30 protein-coding genes are annotated in these 18,772 nt (G+C 38.7%); 2 read left to right on the top strand and 28 right to left on the bottom strand.

Annotation, left to right across the window (positions count from 1 at the left end):
* Positions 1-39 precede the first annotated feature (39 nt).
* On the top strand, positions 40-606 hold the full coding sequence (gene ruvC, locus B4N43_RS01130) for a crossover junction endodeoxyribonuclease RuvC (protein ID WP_088160095.1): 567 nt from the start codon (positions 40-42) through the stop codon (positions 604-606).
* Here the strand turns inward: ruvC and B4N43_RS01125 are convergent, their stop codons facing one another.
* A complete protein-coding gene (locus tag B4N43_RS01125) occupies positions 607-1,653 on the bottom strand; it encodes a hypothetical protein (RefSeq protein WP_046674895.1) in 1,047 nt (348 codons plus the stop codon).
* Positions 1,654-2,040: 387 nt separating this feature from the next.
* On the opposite strand from B4N43_RS01125, the gene B4N43_RS01120 reads away from it, so the two are divergent.
* Entirely contained in the window at positions 2,041-2,514 is a 474-nt protein-coding gene (locus tag B4N43_RS01120; RefSeq protein ID WP_046674894.1) for an Lrp/AsnC ligand binding domain-containing protein, read from the top strand.
* A gap of 35 nt (positions 2,515-2,549) precedes the next feature.
* On the opposite strand, the gene B4N43_RS01115 is transcribed toward B4N43_RS01120, so the two are convergent.
* The 27 genes from B4N43_RS01115 to rplP form a co-directional block, all read right to left on the bottom strand.
* A complete protein-coding gene (locus B4N43_RS01115) occupies positions 2,550-3,614 on the bottom strand; it encodes a M20 family metallo-hydrolase (RefSeq protein ID WP_088160094.1) in 1,065 nt (354 codons plus the stop codon).
* A complete protein-coding gene (gene proC / locus B4N43_RS01110; protein ID WP_286732361.1) occupies positions 3,604-4,410 on the bottom strand; it encodes a pyrroline-5-carboxylate reductase in 807 nt (268 codons plus the stop codon). Before proC ends, B4N43_RS01115 begins: the two co-directional genes overlap by 11 nt.
* A 27-nt stretch (positions 4,411-4,437) precedes the next feature.
* Positions 4,438-5,235: an acetylglutamate kinase gene (gene argB, locus B4N43_RS01105; protein ID WP_286732358.1), complete on the bottom strand. Its 798-nt coding sequence runs from the start codon at positions 5,233-5,235 to the stop codon at positions 4,438-4,440.
* A gap of 51 nt (positions 5,236-5,286) precedes the next feature.
* On the bottom strand, positions 5,287-6,249 hold the full coding sequence (locus B4N43_RS01100) for an acetylornithine carbamoyltransferase (protein WP_075990879.1): 963 nt from the start codon (positions 6,247-6,249) through the stop codon (positions 5,287-5,289).
* A 144-nt stretch (positions 6,250-6,393) separates the two neighbouring features.
* Entirely contained in the window at positions 6,394-7,539 is a 1,146-nt protein-coding gene (locus tag B4N43_RS01095; RefSeq protein WP_286732357.1) for an aspartate aminotransferase family protein, read from the bottom strand.
* 157 nt (positions 7,540-7,696) lie between these two features.
* Positions 7,697-8,200 (bottom strand): 50S ribosomal protein L17, encoded by a 504-nt coding sequence (gene rplQ, locus B4N43_RS01090; RefSeq protein WP_088160092.1) that lies wholly within the window; start codon positions 8,198-8,200, stop codon positions 7,697-7,699.
* 108 nt (positions 8,201-8,308) lie between these two features.
* A complete protein-coding gene (locus tag B4N43_RS01085) occupies positions 8,309-9,301 on the bottom strand; it encodes a DNA-directed RNA polymerase subunit alpha (RefSeq protein WP_046674887.1) in 993 nt (330 codons plus the stop codon).
* A 96-nt stretch (positions 9,302-9,397) separates the two neighbouring features.
* Positions 9,398-10,006: a 30S ribosomal protein S4 gene (gene rpsD, locus B4N43_RS01080; RefSeq protein WP_046674886.1), complete on the bottom strand. Its 609-nt coding sequence runs from the start codon at positions 10,004-10,006 to the stop codon at positions 9,398-9,400.
* Positions 10,007-10,066: 60 nt separating this feature from the next.
* Positions 10,067-10,456: a 30S ribosomal protein S11 gene (gene rpsK / locus B4N43_RS01075; protein ID WP_046674885.1), complete on the bottom strand. Its 390-nt coding sequence runs from the start codon at positions 10,454-10,456 to the stop codon at positions 10,067-10,069.
* A 10-nt stretch (positions 10,457-10,466) separates the two neighbouring features.
* On the bottom strand, positions 10,467-10,844 hold the full coding sequence (rpsM, locus tag B4N43_RS01070; RefSeq protein WP_046674884.1) for a 30S ribosomal protein S13: 378 nt from the start codon (positions 10,842-10,844) through the stop codon (positions 10,467-10,469).
* Positions 10,845-10,874: 30 nt separating this feature from the next.
* The gene (gene ykgO, locus B4N43_RS01065) at positions 10,875-10,991 is read right to left on the bottom strand and encodes a type B 50S ribosomal protein L36 (protein ID WP_013665024.1); all 117 of its coding nucleotides are present in this window, start codon (positions 10,989-10,991) and stop codon (positions 10,875-10,877) included.
* A 45-nt stretch (positions 10,992-11,036) separates the two neighbouring features.
* Positions 11,037-11,255 carry a translation initiation factor IF-1 gene (gene infA / locus B4N43_RS01060; RefSeq protein ID WP_002997456.1) on the bottom strand — a complete coding sequence of 73 codons (219 nt, stop codon included), beginning with the start codon at positions 11,253-11,255 and terminating at the stop codon, positions 11,037-11,039.
* 74 nt (positions 11,256-11,329) lie between these two features.
* Positions 11,330-12,112 (bottom strand): type I methionyl aminopeptidase, encoded by a 783-nt coding sequence (gene map / locus B4N43_RS01055; protein WP_046674883.1) that lies wholly within the window; start codon positions 12,110-12,112, stop codon positions 11,330-11,332.
* Between the two features lie 9 nt (positions 12,113-12,121).
* A complete protein-coding gene (secY, locus tag B4N43_RS01050; RefSeq protein ID WP_046674882.1) occupies positions 12,122-13,459 on the bottom strand; it encodes a preprotein translocase subunit SecY in 1,338 nt (445 codons plus the stop codon).
* Between the two features lie 3 nt (positions 13,460-13,462).
* The gene (gene rplO / locus B4N43_RS01045; protein ID WP_070570400.1) at positions 13,463-13,909 is read right to left on the bottom strand and encodes a 50S ribosomal protein L15; all 447 of its coding nucleotides are present in this window, start codon (positions 13,907-13,909) and stop codon (positions 13,463-13,465) included.
* A 119-nt stretch (positions 13,910-14,028) separates the two neighbouring features.
* A complete protein-coding gene (gene rpmD, locus B4N43_RS01040; protein ID WP_046674880.1) occupies positions 14,029-14,208 on the bottom strand; it encodes a 50S ribosomal protein L30 in 180 nt (59 codons plus the stop codon).
* Between the two features lie 5 nt (positions 14,209-14,213).
* Positions 14,214-14,732 (bottom strand): 30S ribosomal protein S5, encoded by a 519-nt coding sequence (gene rpsE / locus B4N43_RS01035; RefSeq protein ID WP_075990876.1) that lies wholly within the window; start codon positions 14,730-14,732, stop codon positions 14,214-14,216.
* Positions 14,733-14,744: 12 nt separating this feature from the next.
* A complete protein-coding gene (rplR, locus tag B4N43_RS01030) occupies positions 14,745-15,107 on the bottom strand; it encodes a 50S ribosomal protein L18 (protein ID WP_172392455.1) in 363 nt (120 codons plus the stop codon).
* Positions 15,104-15,658, bottom strand: a complete 555-nt coding sequence (rplF, locus tag B4N43_RS01025) for a 50S ribosomal protein L6 (RefSeq protein ID WP_088160090.1) — start codon at positions 15,656-15,658, stop codon at positions 15,104-15,106. The genes rplR and rplF overlap by 4 nt, the downstream gene beginning before the upstream one ends.
* A gap of 21 nt (positions 15,659-15,679) precedes the next feature.
* Positions 15,680-16,081 (bottom strand): 30S ribosomal protein S8, encoded by a 402-nt coding sequence (gene rpsH / locus B4N43_RS01020; protein ID WP_223584601.1) that lies wholly within the window; start codon positions 16,079-16,081, stop codon positions 15,680-15,682.
* Positions 16,082-16,217: 136 nt separating this feature from the next.
* Positions 16,218-16,487, bottom strand: coding sequence for a 30S ribosomal protein S14 (gene rpsN, locus B4N43_RS01015; RefSeq protein ID WP_028071569.1), 270 nt, complete (start codon positions 16,485-16,487; stop codon positions 16,218-16,220).
* Positions 16,480-17,049, bottom strand: coding sequence for a 50S ribosomal protein L5 (gene rplE / locus B4N43_RS01010; RefSeq protein ID WP_046674875.1), 570 nt, complete (start codon positions 17,047-17,049; stop codon positions 16,480-16,482). Before rplE ends, rpsN begins: the two co-directional genes overlap by 8 nt.
* Positions 17,049-17,393 carry a 50S ribosomal protein L24 gene (rplX, locus tag B4N43_RS01005; protein ID WP_070570406.1) on the bottom strand — a complete coding sequence of 115 codons (345 nt, stop codon included), beginning with the start codon at positions 17,391-17,393 and terminating at the stop codon, positions 17,049-17,051. Before rplX ends, rplE begins: the two co-directional genes overlap by 1 nt.
* Before the next feature lie 2 nt (positions 17,394-17,395).
* Positions 17,396-17,764, bottom strand: coding sequence for a 50S ribosomal protein L14 (gene rplN / locus B4N43_RS01000; protein WP_046674873.1), 369 nt, complete (start codon positions 17,762-17,764; stop codon positions 17,396-17,398).
* Position 17,765: 1 nt separating this feature from the next.
* A complete protein-coding gene (gene rpsQ / locus B4N43_RS00995; RefSeq protein WP_046674872.1) occupies positions 17,766-18,020 on the bottom strand; it encodes a 30S ribosomal protein S17 in 255 nt (84 codons plus the stop codon).
* A gap of 14 nt (positions 18,021-18,034) precedes the next feature.
* Positions 18,035-18,253, bottom strand: a complete 219-nt coding sequence (gene rpmC, locus B4N43_RS00990; protein ID WP_046674871.1) for a 50S ribosomal protein L29 — start codon at positions 18,251-18,253, stop codon at positions 18,035-18,037.
* 92 nt (positions 18,254-18,345) lie between these two features.
* Positions 18,346-18,768 carry a 50S ribosomal protein L16 gene (gene rplP, locus B4N43_RS00985; RefSeq protein WP_046674870.1) on the bottom strand — a complete coding sequence of 141 codons (423 nt, stop codon included), beginning with the start codon at positions 18,766-18,768 and terminating at the stop codon, positions 18,346-18,348.
* Positions 18,769-18,772 lie beyond the last annotated feature (4 nt).

Genomic DNA, 18,772 nt, shown 5'->3' with positions numbered 1-18,772 from the left:
GCAATCCGCGAATAAAACGCAAAATTTGTATTATTGTATATGCAGAAGGAAAAGGCGAAAGAAAGAATAATTTTAGGTATAGACCCCGGAACAGTAATACTTGGGTATGGTATCATCAAAGAAGTCGGCAATAACATATCCTTGGTCTCAATGGGGGTCATCAAAATGGGACATTTAGATGACCATGCCCTAAAACTACAACGTATATTCAAAAAAACTTCTGCTCTAATGCAGGAATACAATCCCGACTGCGTAGCTCTTGAATCACCATTTTATGGAAAAAACATACAGGTCATGCTCAAATTAGGGCGAGCGCAAGGTGTTGCCATGGCGGCGGCGCTGGCGCAAGATATCCCAATCTTTGAATATTCTCCAAGAAAGATAAAACAATCCGTTACAGGAAATGGAAATGCTACAAAGGAGCAGGTTTCCGCTATGCTAAAAAATCTATTAAAATTTGAGGAAACACCACAATTTTTAGATGCCACCGACGGATTGGCAATCGCTGTCTGCCACTCCTTTCAGAAAAATGCAGTATCAGGCAGCAGCAAGTCGTACACTGGATGGTCCGCCTTTATCAAAGACAACAAAGATCGGATCAAGTAATTACATTTGTACCTGACGAATCACATTCTTCACATTCAACTCAACAATATCCGTCATCGTCTTACACTTGAGGTAAGAGTTATTTTGATAAAATTCAGCGTAGCCCTCACGTAACTGTTTGATATTCTCCTGCGTAGAAAGGACCTGCGTTTGCGAAGCATCCCTTAGATCAGCGATCCGATGTCTTTCACTCCGGACTCTATGCACAATGGAAGAACGCTCCTCCTGTTGGTATTGCAGCACAGTTTTTTCATTTAGATGCTCCATTGCTAATTTGACGTAGGGAAGATTCTCCTTAAAAAATTGAGGCATATATACTTTCGGATTTCCTTCATAAAACTGCTGGTCAAAATCTATTGCCCGAATTCGAAACTGGAAATCATCAAAATCTGGTGTAATCTGCATCACAAAATTGTAGGCCCTCATATCCCCCAACAAGGTAATAATACATCGTTCATTAAACTTGACAAATTCTTTGGAAATCCGGGTCAGATTATAATCAGGCGAGAACATACGTGTTTTCGAAAAAGTGTCCCCGGGGATTCCAACAATATGTTCTTCAACCAAAGTATCATGGTCTACCATATAATTCACCTGATTTGGCGACAATATTTCTTCTAACTCCAATCCATATATTCGCGACGCATCGGCTTGCTTGATGTAAAAATAATCGTACACATCATTTAAACGGTTTACGATACGAATACGAAATGGTTTAGTATTGCCAAAGCCACAGTACTCTACACGATCAATATACTTATGCTGGACGATTCGCGTATTACCTGATGCTTTCAGTTTAGCATAAATCACCTTCAATCCGTCATACAATTGATCGATAAGATATTGCGGATACAGTGGAGTCTCCCAAAAAGTATCGTTGCCAAATTTATCCATGACAGGTACTGTCTCCGTAAAATTCAGTAGATCTTTATATCCTATCGGCAACTTTTCGTCTCGCTGATACAGCTTAAGGTATTTATGAAGTCCTTCCCCTACTTCAAAAATTGGTTTCTTTTTCGAAATCTTTACATCTTGAACTTCTTCCATCTCTATTCCGTATTTTATTTTTCGTTTACTCAAACATCACACAGTCTGCTACATTTTGCCCCATCATATGCTAAATTCGAACTGATTAGATTTTCAATATGCCAACTGTTTTTCCTACTTCTAAAAAAGGCAATACTAAATTAATTTATCATAATCTTGATATTAAACATGAAAACAATCACTTAACCTATAATAAGATCATCATGAAACAATTATAATCACTTTCAATCAAAAACATATAACATTATCAATATGAATAAGTATTTTTTATTAAATTTACATCTATAAACCGAAAATTCTTAGTAATTTTGAAATAAATTTAATTATTTTAGCTATTGGTCAGATCTTGATGCAACGACCAATTAATGAACACAAAAACCATTGTTAATGGAAAATCAATATGCAAACTATGATTTAGACAATTTGGATATCCAAATCTTGTCTATTCTAATGAACGATGCCTCTATTCCTTATACAGAAATAGCAAAAAAGCTAATTGTATCAGGTGGTACAATTCACGTTAGAATGAAGAAGATGGAAGAACTAGGTATCATTAGAGGGTCAAATCTAATTATCAATCCTCAAAAAGTCGGATTTGATATCACGGCCTTTTTGGGTATCTATCTTGAAAAAGGTTCACAATATGCAGATGCGGTAGATAAATTGAAAGAAATCAAAGAAGTGGTCGAATTACACTATTGTACTGGCCAATACAGTATTTTTGCAAAAATTATCTGTAGAGATACAGTTCACCTGAGAAAAGTATTGAATGAAGATATTCAATCCGTACCAGGGATTCAACGTACCGAGACGATCATCTCTCTTGAGGAGAGTATCAAACGTCAAATCAGCTTAGTCTAGTATAAAAAAAGCTTCCATAAAAATGGAAGCTTTTTTTATACTATCTTTTCTAACATTGCGATATAGAGATCGATCCCTGCTCTAATTTCATCGATATAGATAAACTCATCTGCCATATGCGACCGCGCGCTATTGCCAGGTCCCAGCTTCAGAGAAGGGACAGGAATAAGAGCCTGATCGCTCATCGTCGGTGAACCATATACTTTACGTCCCAGTAGAATGCCTGCTTTGACGATTGGATGCGTTTCAGGAATAGAAGAAGACTTCAGGCGCGTCGATCTCGCTGTGACCTCTGATTTTACATGAGACTTGATAATATCCAACGTCTCTTCATTCGAATAAGCATCTGTGGTTCTGACATCGACAACAAAGTTACAAGTAGCCGGTACCACATTGTGCTGTGATCCCGCCTGAATCACGGTTACCGACATCTTAATTGGGCCTAAAGTTGAAGAAGTCCTTTCAAATGTATAATTTTGAAACCATTCAATATCCTTGATCGCTTTATAGATAGCATTATCGCCCTCATTACGTGCGGCATGTCCAGCAGTTCCTAAAGCGGTACAATCCAACACCATCAGCCCCTTTTCTGCAATTGCCAAATCCAATAAGGTAGGTTCACCCACAATTGCAAAATCAATTGGACCGATATCATCCAAAACAGATTCTACACCGTTCTTACCTGAGATCTCTTCTTCAGCACTGGCGACCAGACAGAAGTTATACTTCAACTCCGTCTGCTGGTAAAAATACAAAAATGTAGCTATCAATGATACCAAACAGCCCCCAGCATCATTGCTTCCCAATCCGAACAATTTACCTTCCTCTACAGTTGCTGCCAAAGGATCTCTCGTATAACCCGTATTTGGTTTAACTGTATCGTGATGCGAATTAAGCAATATCGTAGGTTTAGTGATATCATAATGGGCGTTATATACCCAGACATTATTGCCTTTCCGATGTGTTTTTATATCACGCTCCTGAAAGAAGCGATCAATTAAATCTGCCGTGAACTCTTCCTCTTTACTTAAAGACGACAGTCCAATTAATTGTTTTAAAAGGGCCAGCGCATCTTCAAATAGACGCTGTTTATCCTTCATGGTATAGTCCTCCTGCTTTATCCGCAGACAGTTTAATTCCCTTTATAAAAGCAGAACTAAAACCGTTATGTTCCATTTCGTTCAATCCCGCTATTGTACATCCCTTTGGTGACGTCACCTTATCAATCTCTCCTTCTGGATGAGCATTGGTATGCAATAGCAAATCAGCAGCGCCTTTTGCAGTTTGAACTGCCATTTTTAATGCGTCATGCGCATGAAATCCGATTTCAACTCCACCTTGTGAAGCCGCGCGAATAGCACGCAGGAAGAACGCAATACCGCAGGCACACAATGCCGTTGCCGATGTCATCAGGTCTTCATTAATGACAACCACTGAACCAACAGTTTCAAACATCTTCTCAACCTCCTTCAAACTATCGTCCGAAGCATTGTCGCTGGCGATACAAGTCATTGATTGAGCTATTGCTATTGCTGTGTTGGGCATTGCCCGTATAACTGTGGCATCTGCACCCAACTCTGCTTTCAAATCAGCACAAGAGACTCCTGACACAATAGAGACAAAAATCTGATTTGTCTTGTCAATGACTGGAGCGACTTCCACCAATACCTTTTTTAGTTGTTGAGGTAGTATTGCGAAAACAACAATATCAGCCCCCTTTACAGCGAGCCTATTATCATTACTTACTGAGAAGCCCTGCCTCGCTTCTTCGGCCAGTGCATTCAAATTTCTCCTCGTCAATGTAATATCGGCAGCATTGGCAAATTCACTTTTTACAAGTCCTTTTGCCAAAGAAAGACCGATATTACCGCTTCCGATAATGGTGACCTTTTTCATAGCGATCGTTGGGTTTAGGTTAGATTTTTATTTTAATGTCAAGCAAGTGCCAAATTGTCCTTGTTGAAACAAATGCAAATTATTAGCATTTCCAATATAGACCTCTTGAACACCTTTATTTATAGCATTGAATGCATTTTGCAACTTAGGAATCATCCCGTCATTCACCACGCCGGATTCCTTAAGATGTTCAAACTCTTCTGACTTAATCGTTGGGATTACTGAATTCTCATCTGTTACATCGCGTAAAACGCCGTTCTTCTCAAAACAATAAACCAGAGAAGTTTCATATAATGAAGCCAAAGACACCGCCAATGAAGAAGCTATAGTATCCGCGTTGGTATTGAGCAATTGTCCAAGGCCATTGTGTGTAATAGCTGAAAACACAGGAACAAAGCCTGCTTCCAAAAACTTCTTGGTGGCCAGGGTATTTACAGAGTCATGCAACAAATCACCTACAAAGCCATAATCGATATCTTTTACAGGACGCTTTATAGCTTTTATGACATCCCCATCAGCTCCGGTTAATCCGACGGCATCGCATTTCAAATTTTGCAACTTAGCAACGATTGTCTTGTTTGTCAATCCAGCGTATACCATTGTTACAATGCGTAACATTTCCTCATTTGTCACACGACGCCCTTCTATCATTTGGGCTTCAATTCCAAGTTCACTAGCCAGGCGAGTCGCTATTTTACCACCGCCATGTACAAGAATCTTTTTCCCTGACAATGCAGAGAACTTTTCCAAAAAAGAATCCAATTGGCGTTCATCATCAATAATATTCCCGCCAATTTTAATTATATTTAATACACTATTAGCCATTACGCAACTTTTCCCAATAAAAATAGTTTTTTAATAATCTATAGGATTGGACTATGCCAAATCCTCTAACATACGTTTCAAAACAACCTGAGCAGCCCATACACGGTTGCTAGCCTCTTTAATCACGAGTGAATTTGGTCCATCTAAAATCTCAGAAGACAATTCAAGATCTCTTCTTACTGGCAAACAATGCATTACTTTGGCATCATTCGTCAAATTGAGCTTCTTGTTATCCATCATCCAATCTTCATCAACACCATATACCTCGCCATATTCTTGATAAGAAGACCAGTTTTTCACATAGACAAAATCAGCATTCTTTAAACTTTCTTCAAGATTATTAGATATGGTTGCTCCAGCGGTAAATTCTTCACTTAACTCATAGCCCATAGGTTGAGCTATCGTAAAATCAACCAATCCCTCTTCTTGTGCTTTGCACATCCATTCTGCGAAAGAATTAGGTACCGCTTGAGGTAATGCCTTAACATGCGGAGCCCAAGCCAATACCACTTTCGGCTTTTCAGTCTTCTTGTACTCAGTGATGGTAATCATATCTGTCAAACTCTGCAGTGGATGGCGTGTTGCACTCTCTAAGGAAACAACAGGAACACCACAGTACTTAATGAATTTGTTGAACAGGTCTTCACTATAATCCTCTTCACGATCTTTCAATTTTGGAAAGGAACGAAGTCCCAAAATATCACAATACTCACCCATAACAGCAGCGGCCTCGCGAATATGTTCAACAGTTGTCCCGTTCATCACAACACCATCCTGTGTTTCAAGCGCCCAACCATCTTTATCCATATTCATGACCATCACATTCATGCCCAAATTCATTGCCGCTTTTTGTGTGCTCAGACGCGTACGCAAACTCGGATTCAAAAATACAAGTCCCAACGTTTTATGTTGACCAAGGTCCTGATTGTCATATGGTGCCGCTTTCAAAGCTAACGCTTCTTGAACAACGTCCGCTACACTAGACACATCCTTAACAGAGAAAAACTTTTTCATCTATATTTATTTATTCGAGTGCATTTTCAACGAGCAATCAATAGGCCCGTCACACTCAGTATATATTCTAACTACTACAGCGCAATCAAATTTACATGAGCCAATGTGTGGCTATTGGATAATTTGATCGACAGCTTTAAGGTTCTATGCAACCGTTACTGCTTTGATATGTGCTTTCAATGCCGATAAAAACTGATCAGCATGATCTTTCGTAATATTCAAAGCAGGCAACAAGCGAATCACAAAAGGCTTAGCCTCCCCTGTAAAGATACGGTTCTTTACCAAGAGATCTTTCTTCACATGGGCCAAAGATTCAGGTAGTTCTATACCGATCATTAATCCTCGGCCTCTCACTTCGACAATTTCCTCGATTTGCTTAAGCTCATCAATAAGATATTGTCCGACTTGAGCCGCATTCTCCATCAGTTTATCTTGTTGGATAATCTCCAATACAGCCAGTGCGGCAGCACATGCGAGATGATTGCCACCAAATGTCGTCCCCAAACTCCCGTAAGTCGCTTTAAATTTGGGCGATATACTGATTGCACCAATTGGAAAACCATTGCCCATACCTTTTGCCATCGTGTAAATATCGGCTTCAACGCCTGAATAGTCCTGCGCATAGAATAAGCCTGTTCTTCCATACCCACATTGCACTTCGTCCGCAATAAACACAGCATTATATTGATCACAAAGAGACCGGATTAATCGAAGAAACGATACTGACGCTTCTCTGATTCCACCTACGCCCTGGATACTTTCTACGATAACAGATGAAATTTCATTACCATATGATGCGAAAGCCTCAGTCAAAGCCGCTTCATCATTGAAAGGAAGAAATACAATATTATCGGTCTCGTTGACGGGAGCTACGATACTCGGGTTATCTGTTGCCGCTACGGCCAATGAAGTCCTTCCATGAAAAGCTTTTGAAAACGCTATGACTTTTTTTCGCTTATTGTAAAAAGAAGCCAGCTTCAATGCGTTTTCATTTGCTTCCGCGCCAGAATTGCAAAGAAATAAATCATAATCAACCTTTCCCGAAACTTCCCCTAACAATCGGGCAAGTTCACGCTGAATTGGAATCTCGACAGAGTTGGAATAGAACCCAATACGGCTCAATTGTTCTGTGATGCGTTGTACATAATGTGGGTGCGTGTGTCCGATCGATATCACAGCATGGCCACCATACAAGTCCAAGTAAGCATTTCCTTCGGCATCCCACACCGTTGATCCATCAGCTTTTACTATGTTAATGGGATTAATGGGATAAACATCAAATGGTTTCATCTTAATGAATTATAGATTGATAAACGAAATAGCTAGTAATAGAAAAAGCTATCAGATTTTAGCAATACAAATATATTAGTTATAACGGTAGGAATGGTCATAAAATAAAAAAAGTCCCCTTAAAAAGAGGACTTTTTTATGCTAGATCAGAAGAAGACTATTCTCCGTCTACTTTTTCTTCACCTTCTACTTCAGCTTTAACTTCTGCAGGAGCTTCAGTTTCAGCAGTAGTAGCTTTTTTAGCACCACCACGACGACGAGTAGCTTTTTTCTCAGCAGCAGCAGCTTTTTTACCGTAGATTTCGTTGTAATCAACTAGTTCGATGAAAGCCATTTCCGCGTTATCACCTAAACGGTTTTCCATTTTGATGATACGAGTGTAACCACCTGGACGGTTAGCTACTTTTTCAGAAATTTCGCGGAATAAGATAGAAACAGCGTCTTTATCTTTCAAATAAGCGAATACTGTACGACGAGAGTGTGTTGTGTCGTTTTTAGATTTAGTAATCAAAGGCTCAACATACGTACGTAATGCTTTAGCTTTAGCCAAAGTAGTTGTAATACGTTTGTGTAGGATTAATGATGTTGCCATGTTAGCCAACATTGCTTTTCTATGGCTATCCGTACGGCCTAAGTGATTTACTTTTTTTCCGTGTCTCATTTTGATTTTATTATACTAATCGTACCGTTTTTGTATATGTCATTTATGTGAAGATCACATATCCAGACAGCCAAAAGGAATTACGACTAGTGGTCGCTTAATAAATTATTATTCTTCGTCTAATTTGTATTTTGCCAAGTTCATTCCGAATGATAAACCTTTCGATTTAACCAACTCTTGGATTTCACTTAACGATTTTTTACCGAAGTTTCTGAATTTCAACATATCAGCTACGTCATAAGTTACTAACTCAGCCAATGTGCGAATATCCGCAGCTTTCAAACAGTTCAATGCGCGAACTGAAAGATCAAGATCTACTAATTCTGTTTTCAAGATCTTACGCATATGTAAGATTTCTTCATCAACAACTTTAGTTTCTTCTTTCGTTTGAGACTCAAGAAGCATATTCTCATCAGAGAATAAAATAAAGTGTTGAATTAAGATCTTAGCAGCTTCTTTCAAAGCTTCTTCGGGGTGAATTGAGCCATCAGTAGAGATATCCAACAACAATTTCTCGTAGTCAGTCTTTTGCTCTACACGGTAATTCTCAATGGTATATTTAACATTCTTGATCGGAGTAAAGATCGAATCGATTGCGATAACACCTACTGGAGCATCAACAACTTTATTCTCATCAGCATTTACGTATCCACGACCTTTGGCAATACTCAATTCCAATTCAATTGTCACTGAATTATCCATGTTACAGATTACCATGTCTGGGTTTAAGACCGTAAAGTTATTAGAGAATTTTGTGATATCACCAGCTAAGAATTGCTCTTGACCATTGATTACTACAAATACCTTTTCGTTGTCACCAATCTCACCTGTTTTTTTGAAACGAATTTGTTTCAAGTTCAAGATAATTTCAGTTACGTCTTCAACAACACCTTTGATCGTTGAAAATTCGTGCGAAACGCCAGAAAACCTTATCGACGTAATTGCATATCCTTCTAAAGAGGACAATAGAATACGGCGCAAAGCATTACCAATGGTTACACCAAAACCAGGCTCCAATGGACGAAATTCAAACGTACCATCAAAATCCGTAGATTTTTGCATGATAACTTTATCCGGTCTTTGAAATGCTAAAATTGCCATTTATTTTCTTTTAATGTTTTATTTGTAATAATAATTGTAATACAATAGAAGATGCATACCCCAAAAATTGGACTATGCATTCTTCTATTTTATTTATTATTTAGAGTATAACTCAACGATTAAGTTCTCTTTGATGTTTTCAGGAATGTCAGCTCTTTCTGGATAGCTTAAGAAAGTACCTGTCAATTCTTTCGCATTCCACTCTAACCAAGAAAATTTGTTTACAGTACGACCTGCAACTGAATTTGTGATGGCTTCAAGTGTTTGAGAACGTTCACGAACTGCTACAACGTCACCTGGACGCAAGCTATATGATGGAATGTTAACAACTTCGCCGTTAACAGTAACGTGTTTATGGGATACCAACTGACGAGCAGCGGCACGAGAAGTAGCGATACCTAAACGGTAAACTACGTTATCCAAGCGAGCTTCTAACAATTTCAAGAAGATCTCACCTGTAATACCTTGTTTAGAGGCAGCTTTAACAAATAAGTTTGAGAACTGACGCTCCAATACACCGTAAGTGTATTTTGCTTTTTGTTTTTCTAACAACTGAATAGCATATTCAGATTGTTTACCTCTGCGTTTAGAAGCTCCATGTTGTCCAGGAGGGTAATTTTTCTTTTCTAACGCTTTATCTGGGCCGAAGATCGGCTCTCTAAATTTACGGGCAATTTTGGACTTAGGTCCTGTATATCTAGCCATTTTCTTTTACAATTAAAGTATCTATCAGCCTATAGCCGATGAATCTTATCTTTAAATTAATTAAACTCTTCTGCGTTTTGGAGGACGACAACCGTTGTGAGGAAGTGGAGTGATATCTTTGATAGTAGTCACATCGATTCCTACTGTTTGCAATGTTCTGATTGCCGATTCACGACCAGCACCAGGTCCTTTAACAAACACTTCAACTTTACGTAAACCCAAGTCGTGAGCAACTTTTCCACAGTCTTGTGCAGCTTGACCAGCAGCGTATGGAGTGTTCTTTTTAGAACCACGGAAACCCATTTTACCAGCACTAGACCAAGAAATAGTTTGACCTTGATTATTTGTCAAAGTTACAATGATATTGTTAAACGTTGCGTTAATGTGAGCCTGACCTACAGGTTCGATAACAACGATACGCTTTTTTGCAGCTTTTTTAGTTTTAGCCATTTCTTATTTATTATTTAGTAGCTTTTTTCTTGTTTGCAACTGTCTTACGTTTACCTTTACGAGTACGTGAGTTGTTTTTAGTACGTTGACCACGAACTGGTAAGTGTTTACGGTGACGCAATCCACGGTAACAACCGATATCCATTAAACGTTTGATGTTTAATTGAATTTCAGAACGCAATGCACCTTCCACTTTCAATTCGTCGTTAATGATGGTACGAATTGCTGCCAATTGCTCATCATTCCACTCTTGTACCTTCACATCTTCGCTGATACCAGCTTTTTCCAAGATATATTCAGCTCTTGTACGACCGATACCAAAAATATAGGTAAGGCCGATCACACCTCTTTTGTTTTTAGGTAAATCAATACCTGCTATCCTTGCCATATAATATTAAGCTATTATTTTTTTAATGAATTAACCCTGACGTTGTTTAAACTTTGGGTTCTTTTTGTTGATTACAAAAACTTTACCTTTACGACGGATGATCTTACAGTCCGCGCTACGTTTTTTTATTGATGCTCTTACTTTCATGATATTTATTTTTTCAAAAGCTTGCGCTAATACAAGGGCTTACAGCTATTTATAGCGATAAGTAATCCTTCCTTTAGTCAAATCATACGGAGACATTTCCAATTTAACTTTATCACCAGGTAAAATTTTGATATAGTGCATGCGCATTTTACCAGAAATATGGGCAATGATTTCATGTCCATTTTCCAACTCTACCCTAAACATAGCATTAGAAAGTGCCTCTCTAATTATACCGTCTTGTTCTATTGAGGCTTGTTTAGCCATATATTCTCGATTAAATTTAATTTAAAAGCCTGCGAACAGGAGTGCAAAGATAAATAAAAATAATTGAAAACCAACTACTTTTTGTTCAAAACTTTCTCTACATGTTCGAATGTCAGCAACACATCTGGTTCTCCTTTTCGGATTGCAACCATCTGTTCGAAGTGCGCTGATAATTTCCCATCCACTGTACTTACTGTCCAACCATCATCCCAAAAACGAACACCCGCACGCCCCGCATTGATCATCGGTTCGATACAAATAACCAAACCTTCTTCCAATTTAGGACCAGCACCTCGTTTCCCATAATTAGGAACCTCAGGTTTTTCATGTAAATGATAACCAACTCCGTGTCCAACCAGCTCGCGAACAATTCCGAATCCGAATTTGCTCACATACTCCTGAACAGCTGAAGAAATATCCCCAACACGTTTACCAGCCACCGCCTGTTCAACACCTTTGTACAATGATTCCTTTGTTACATCCAATAACAACTGTGCTTCTTCAGATATTTCACCTACACCAAAAGTATATGCTGAATCACTGATAAAGCCGTTCAGATTGACACCACCATCGACCGAAACAAGATCTCCATCTTTAATTTCATAATCACTTGGAAAGCCGTGTACAATTTGATCGTTGACAGATATACACAAAGAATATGGAAATCCCTGATAATTTAAGAACGCAGGCGTCCCGCCGTTATCATGAATATACTCATAAGCTAATTTATCAAGAGATATAGTCTTTACCCCAGGTTTAATCACTTTTGCGATTTCACCAAGCAATTGCGAAAGCACATCTGCTGACTTCCGCAATTGCTCTATATCTTCTGCTGACTTATAAAATACTTTAGACATCTAAAGAAATTAAATTGCCGAATGATCCATTCCCTCAACAGACGCGGCCGAACGACCTTTAATACGACCTGTTTTCATTAATCCATCGTAATGACGCATCAATAAATGAGATTCGATCTGTTGCAAAGTATCCAACACCACACCTACTAAAATCAATAATGACGTACCACCGTAGAAGTGCGCAAATTGATTATTAATACCAAACAAACTTGCAATAGCAGGTAGAATAGCAATGATCGCTAAGAAAATTGCACCTGGAAATGTAATATTTGATATTACGCGGTCTATAAAATTACTAGTTTCCAATCCCGGTTTAATACCCGGTACAAAACCTCCGTTCTTCTTCATGTCGTCCGACATCTGTTGTGGGTTCACCATAATCGCTGTATAGAAAAACGTAAATGCGATAATTAACACCGCAAATGTCACGTTATATGCTACAGACGTATAGTTACTCAACGAAGTCAAAAATTCCGACTGAAGATTTGGGAAGAACTGTCCTAAACTCATTGGCACAAACATGATTGCCTGCGCAAAAATGATAGGCATTACACCTGCAGCATTTACCTTTAACGGTATATACTGACGTACTCCACCGACTTGCTTGTTTCCAACGATTTTCTTCGCGTATTGTACAGGGATCTTACGAACACCTTGTACGATCAAGATCGTAAAGATCACAACAAAGAACAAAGCTACAAATTCAAGCAACAATGGAATTGGACCACCACCACCTTTCGCCATTCTAGAAACCCATTCCGCAGTGATACCACTTGGCAATTGAGCGATAATACCAGTCATGATGATCAAAGAAATACCATTACCGATACCTTTATCAGTAATTTTTTCCCCTAACCACATCACAAATAAAGTACCGCCTGTCAAAACTATAGCAGTTAGAATAGTGAATAATGGGTCAGCTATTGTCTTAGCACTTGGCTCGATTTGAGTACGTACATAAGCAAAAGCCTGAAGCAAAGTAATCCCTAAAGTTAAATAGCGAGTAATTTGATTCATTTTTTGACGACCACTTTCCCCTTCCTTCTGCATCTTTTGGAAGTAAGGAACCGCGATGCCCAGCAATTGAACAACAATGGATGCCGAGATATATGGCATTACCCCTAAAGCAAAGATAGCCGAACGAGAGAAAGATCCCCCCGCAAACATATCCAGTAAGCCCAATAAACCCTCTTTTTGACCAGAGGCCAAAGCATGAGGATTTACACCTGGTAATACCACGTGACATCCAATACGGTAAATCAAAAGAAAAAGTAAGGTATTTAGAATACGCGTACGTAAATCATCGATTTTCCAAATATTGGTTAAGGTTGTGATTAGTTTCTTCATTTATTAAATTTTAACGATAGAACCGCCTGCAGCTTCAATAGCTTTTTGAGCAGAAGCAGTAAACGCGTGCGCTGTTACTTCAACTTTAGCTTTCAATTCACCGCGACCCAAGATTTTAACTTTGTCATTTTTAGACACTAAACCATGAGCTTTCAATGCGTCGAAATCTACAGCTGTTAAATTGTGTTTCTCGATCAACGCTTGTAAAGTATCTAGGTTTACACCATTGTACTCAACACGGTTGATGTTTTTGAAACCAAATTTAGGCACACGACGTTGCAAAGGCATTTGACCACCTTCGAAACCGATTTTCGTAGAGTGACCTGAACGAGAACCAGCACCTTTGTGACCACGCGTTGAAGTACCACCACGACCAGAACCAGTACCACGGCCAATACGTTTGCTACTTTTTACTGCACCTTTTGCAGGTTTTAAATTACTTAAGTTCATTTTTAAACTAAATTGTGCTAGCCCTTCGCTCTCACTAAACAGGTACTAGCGATTAAAAAATAATGATTATTAATAACAAGTAATGGAAGAAGCCCAAAGACCTCTTCCATATGCTAATATTAAATAGTTTCGATAGCTACTAAATGGTTTACTTTACGTACCATTCCAATAATTGATGGAGTAGCTTCAACTTCTACTGAGTGGTTGATTCTTTTCAAACCCAATGCCTCAATAGTTTTCTTTTGGCGCTCGCTTCTGTCGATAACGCTCTTTATCTGGGTGATTTTGATTTTTGCCATGATAATTAACCGTTAAATACTTTATTCAAATCGACACCGCGGTGTTGTGCTACTGTATACGCATCACGCATTTCTGCTAAAGCAGTTACAGTTGCTTTTACCACGTTGTGTGGGTTAGAAGAACCTAATGATTTAGCCAATACATCTTTGATACCAGCAGACTCCAATACTGCACGCATTGCACCACCTGCTAAAACTCCCGTACCACCTACAGCTGGTTTAATCAAAACTGAACCACCAGAATATTTACCATATTGCGCGTGAGGAACAGTACCTTTGATAATAGGAACTTTTACCAAATTTTTCTTTGCGTCATCGATACCTTTCGTGATTGCTTCAGTTACCTCTTTAGCTTTACCTAAACCGTAACCTACGATACCGTTTTCATCACCTACTACAACAATTGCAGAGAAGCTGAAAGTACGACCACCTTTAGTAACTTTAGCTACACGTTGGATACTTACTAAGCGATCTTTTAATTCAATTTCGCTTGATTTTACTCTTTTTATATTGCTTAATGCCATTTCTTTCTATGATTAAAAGTCTAAACCGCCTTCGCGAGCACCTTCAGCCAAAGATTTGATACGGCCATGGTATAAGTACCCATTACGGTCAAAAACTACTTTATTAATACCTGCTGCTACTGCTTTTTCAGCCACCAATTTACCTACAGCTTTAGATTGATCAACCTTGTTACCAGATGCAACAAACTCTTTTGACAAGCTAGATGCAGCAACTAATGTTTTACCTGCATTGTCATCAATGATTTGCGCATAGATACCTTTGTTACTTCTAAAAACCGATAAACGTGGACGTTCAGACGTTCCAGCAAGGTTTTTTCTGATTCCTTTTTTGATTCTCTCTCTACGAGATGCTTTTTGTCCTGCCATGATTATTATTTTTTAGCTGATTTACCTGCTTTTCTTCTCAATACTTCACCTGCAAACTTAACACCTTTTCCTTTGTAAGGTTCTGGTTTACGGAAGCCACGGATTTTAGCCGCTACCTGACCGATCAATTGTTTGTCAGCACACTCTAAAGTGATTGTAGGGTTTTTACCTTTGTCAGCAGTAGTTGATACTTTAACCTCGTTTGGCAATACAAAAACAATCTGGTGAGAGAAACCTAAAGTTAACTCTAATACATTACCAGTACTTGAAGCACGGTAACCTACACCGACTAACTCTTGCGTAGTTTTGTAACCTTCAGTCACACCGTGAACCATGTTAGCCAACAGGGAGCGGTATAGACCGTGTAATGCTTTGTGTTTCTTTTGATCAGTTGGACGTGTTACAACGATATTGCCTTCTTCTTGAGCAATCGTGATGTCACGGTCAACTTGTTGTGTTAATTCGCCTTTAGGACCTTTTACTGAAACTAAGTTTTTGTCCGAAATAGTAACAGTTACCCCAGCAGGGATAGCGATAGGCGCTTTTCCAATTCTTGACATTTCTTTGTGCTTTTACCTAGATTAATAAACGTAACATAAAACTTCACCACCAACATTTTGAAGTCTAGCTTCTTTATCTGTCATTACACCTTTCGATGTTGACAAGATAGCAATACCTAAACCGTTCAAAACACGAGGCATAGTATCAACGCTTGCATACTTTCTTAAACCAGGTTTACTCACACGTGTCAACGTACGAATAGCCGGAATTTTGCTAATTGGATTATATTTCAATGCGATTTTGATCGTACCCTGTACGCCATTCTCATCGAATTTGTAATTAGCAATGTAACCTTTATCAAAAAGAACTTTAGTGATCTCTTTTTTTAGGTTCGATGCAGGAATTTCAACAACCCTGTGGTTGGCCTTGATGGCATTCCTTACTCGTGTAAGGTAATCCGCAATTGGATCTGTAGTCATTATATATGAAAATTTGTGACAGCGGTTTCCCTCCCAACCATTGGTATGGGACCTTCTATCTGTTAAACAATTTTAAAATGCAAAAACCCCGGCAATCCTCAGTTGAATTGCCCGGGCAAAATTAAGTATTTTTTTTTAATTACCAAGAAGCTTTTTTCACCCCTGGGATTTTGCCATCTAAAGCCATCTCACGGAAAGTTACACGAGAGATACCGAATTGACGCATATATCCTTTAGGACGGCCAGTCAATTTACAACGATTGTGTAAACGTACTGGAGAAGCATTTTTAGGTAATTTATCTAATGCAACGTAATCGCCAGCAGCTTTTAATTCTGCACGTTTTGCCGCATATTTAGCTACCAATTTAGCGCGTTTTACTTCGCGTGCTTTTAATCCTTCTTTAGCCATTGTTATTAGTATTTTGATTTTTAAATGGTAAACCGAATTGTTTCAACAATTCTAAAGCCTCAACATCATTTTGAGCAGAAGTCACGAAAGTGATATCCATACCTTGGATCTTGTTGATTTTATCAATGTTGATCTCAGGGAAAATGATTTGCTCAGTGATACCTAAGTTATAGTTACCACGTCCGTCGAAACCTTTATCGTTGATACCGCGGAAGTCACGAATACGTGGAAGCGATACTGCTACCAAACGATCCAAGAATTCAAACATATTGTTGTCACGTAAAGTAACACGTGCCCCTACAGGCATACCTTTACGTAATTTAAAGTTTGAAATATCTTTTTTCGATTTTGTAGCAACGGCTTGTTGACCTGTGATTAAAGTCAACTCAGCGATAGCGTTATCGATTAATTTTTTGTCAGCTGTTGCAGCTCCTACGCCTTGTGAAACAACGATTTTCTCAAGTTTAGGAACCTGCATAATACTTTTATACTGAAATTTTTCTTGAAGTGCTTTACGGATTTCTTCCGCATATTTCACTTTTAATCTTGGTACGTAAGTCATTATTTAATTTCCTCCCCTGATTTTTTAGCGTAACGAACTAATTTACCATCTGCATTTAACTTACGACCTACACGTGTAGTTGCACCTGTTTTAGGATCGATAACAGCTAAATTAGAGATGTGAATACCAGCTTCTTTCTCAATGATACCACCATTAGGATTAGCTGCACTTGGTTTAGTGTGTTTTTTTACGATGTTAGCGCCCTCAACGATAGCTCTATTTTTATCCACTAAAACAGTTAATACTTTTCCTTGAACACCTTTAGAGTTACCAGCGATAACTTTCACTAAATCACCTTTTTTAATTTTGATTTTGTGCGTAGTTGTTTTTGTTTTCTGTGCCATAATTATAAAACCTCCGGTGCTAATGATACAATTTTCATGAACTGTTTCTCACGCAACTCTCTGGCAACAGGGCCAAAGATACGTGTACCACGTGGTTCATCATTATTATTTAATAATACAGCGGCGTTGTCATCGAAACGGATATATGAACCATCTTTACGACGGATTTCCTTTTTCGTTCTAACCACTACTGCTTTAGAAACGGAACCTTTTTTCACGTTTCCTGAAGGCATAGCGCTTTTCACCGATACAACAATCTTATCTCCGATTGATGCATAACGCTTGCGCGTACCGCCCAATACACGGATTACTAAAACTTGTTTAGCACCGCTATTGTCAGCTACATTAAGTCTTGATTCTTGTTGTACCATGTTATTTAGCTCTTTCTATAATTTCTACTAATCTCCAGTTTTTTGTTTTACTCAGCGGACGAGTTTCCATGATTAATACCGTATCGCCGATACCGCAGGTATTAGTTTCGTCATGAGCTTTAAATTTAGTAGTTTTTTTAACGAACTTACCATAGATCGGGTGTTTCACTTTACGTTCCACTGATACCACGATAGATTTGTCCATCTTGTTGCTAACTACTAAGCCGATTCTTGTTTTTCTTAAATTTCTTTCCATTTCGACTTTAAATTTTACGCCTCAGAGGCTGTTTCATTTTTAGCTGCAGCTTTGCGTGCACTGATCTCTGTACTGATACGAGCGATAGTTTTGCGTGCTGCTTTGATCACGTTAGGGTTCTCAATAGCTGAAACAGCATGTGCAAATTTCAATTTTGTAAGGGCTGTTTTCTCTTCTACAAGACGAGCTTTTAAGTCCTCATTAGATAATTCTAAAATTTCTGAATTTTTCATGTTTTTTCAGTTGTTATTTGGGTTATCATCGCTTTATATATAGCGTTAGGGGTAACGGCCCTAACGCTTAAATGATGACATTACCAAGATTTTTATGCTTCAACGTAGTCTCTACGAATCACAAACTTAGTTTGAACCGGAAGTTTTTGCGCTGCAAGGCGTAAAGCTTCTTTGGCAATTTCCAAAGGCACACCTTCTGCTTCAAATAACATACGGCCTGGGCGTACTACTGCTACCCAGTATTCTGGAGCACCCTTACCTTTACCCATACGTACCTCTGCAGGTTTTTTCGTAACAGGTTTGTCAGGGAAAATACGAATCCAAACTTGACCTTCACGTTTCATATAACGTGTAACCGCAATACGAGCTGCCTCGATTTGACGACTAGTGATCCATGCTTGCTCCATTGTTTTGATACCGAAAGAACCGAAAGCTAACTCCGCTCCACGAGAAGCGTTACCTTTCATGCGGCCTTTCTGCATCTTTCTGAACTTCGTTCTTTTTGGCTGTAACATGTTC

The sequence above is a fragment of the Sphingobacterium sp. UBA1897 genome (assembly GCF_002337775.1).
GTDB lineage: Bacteria > Bacteroidota > Bacteroidia > Sphingobacteriales > Sphingobacteriaceae > Sphingobacterium > Sphingobacterium siyangense.
Note: the sequence above shows the minus strand (reverse complement) of the source record. Positions and strands in the feature narration are given on the sequence as shown.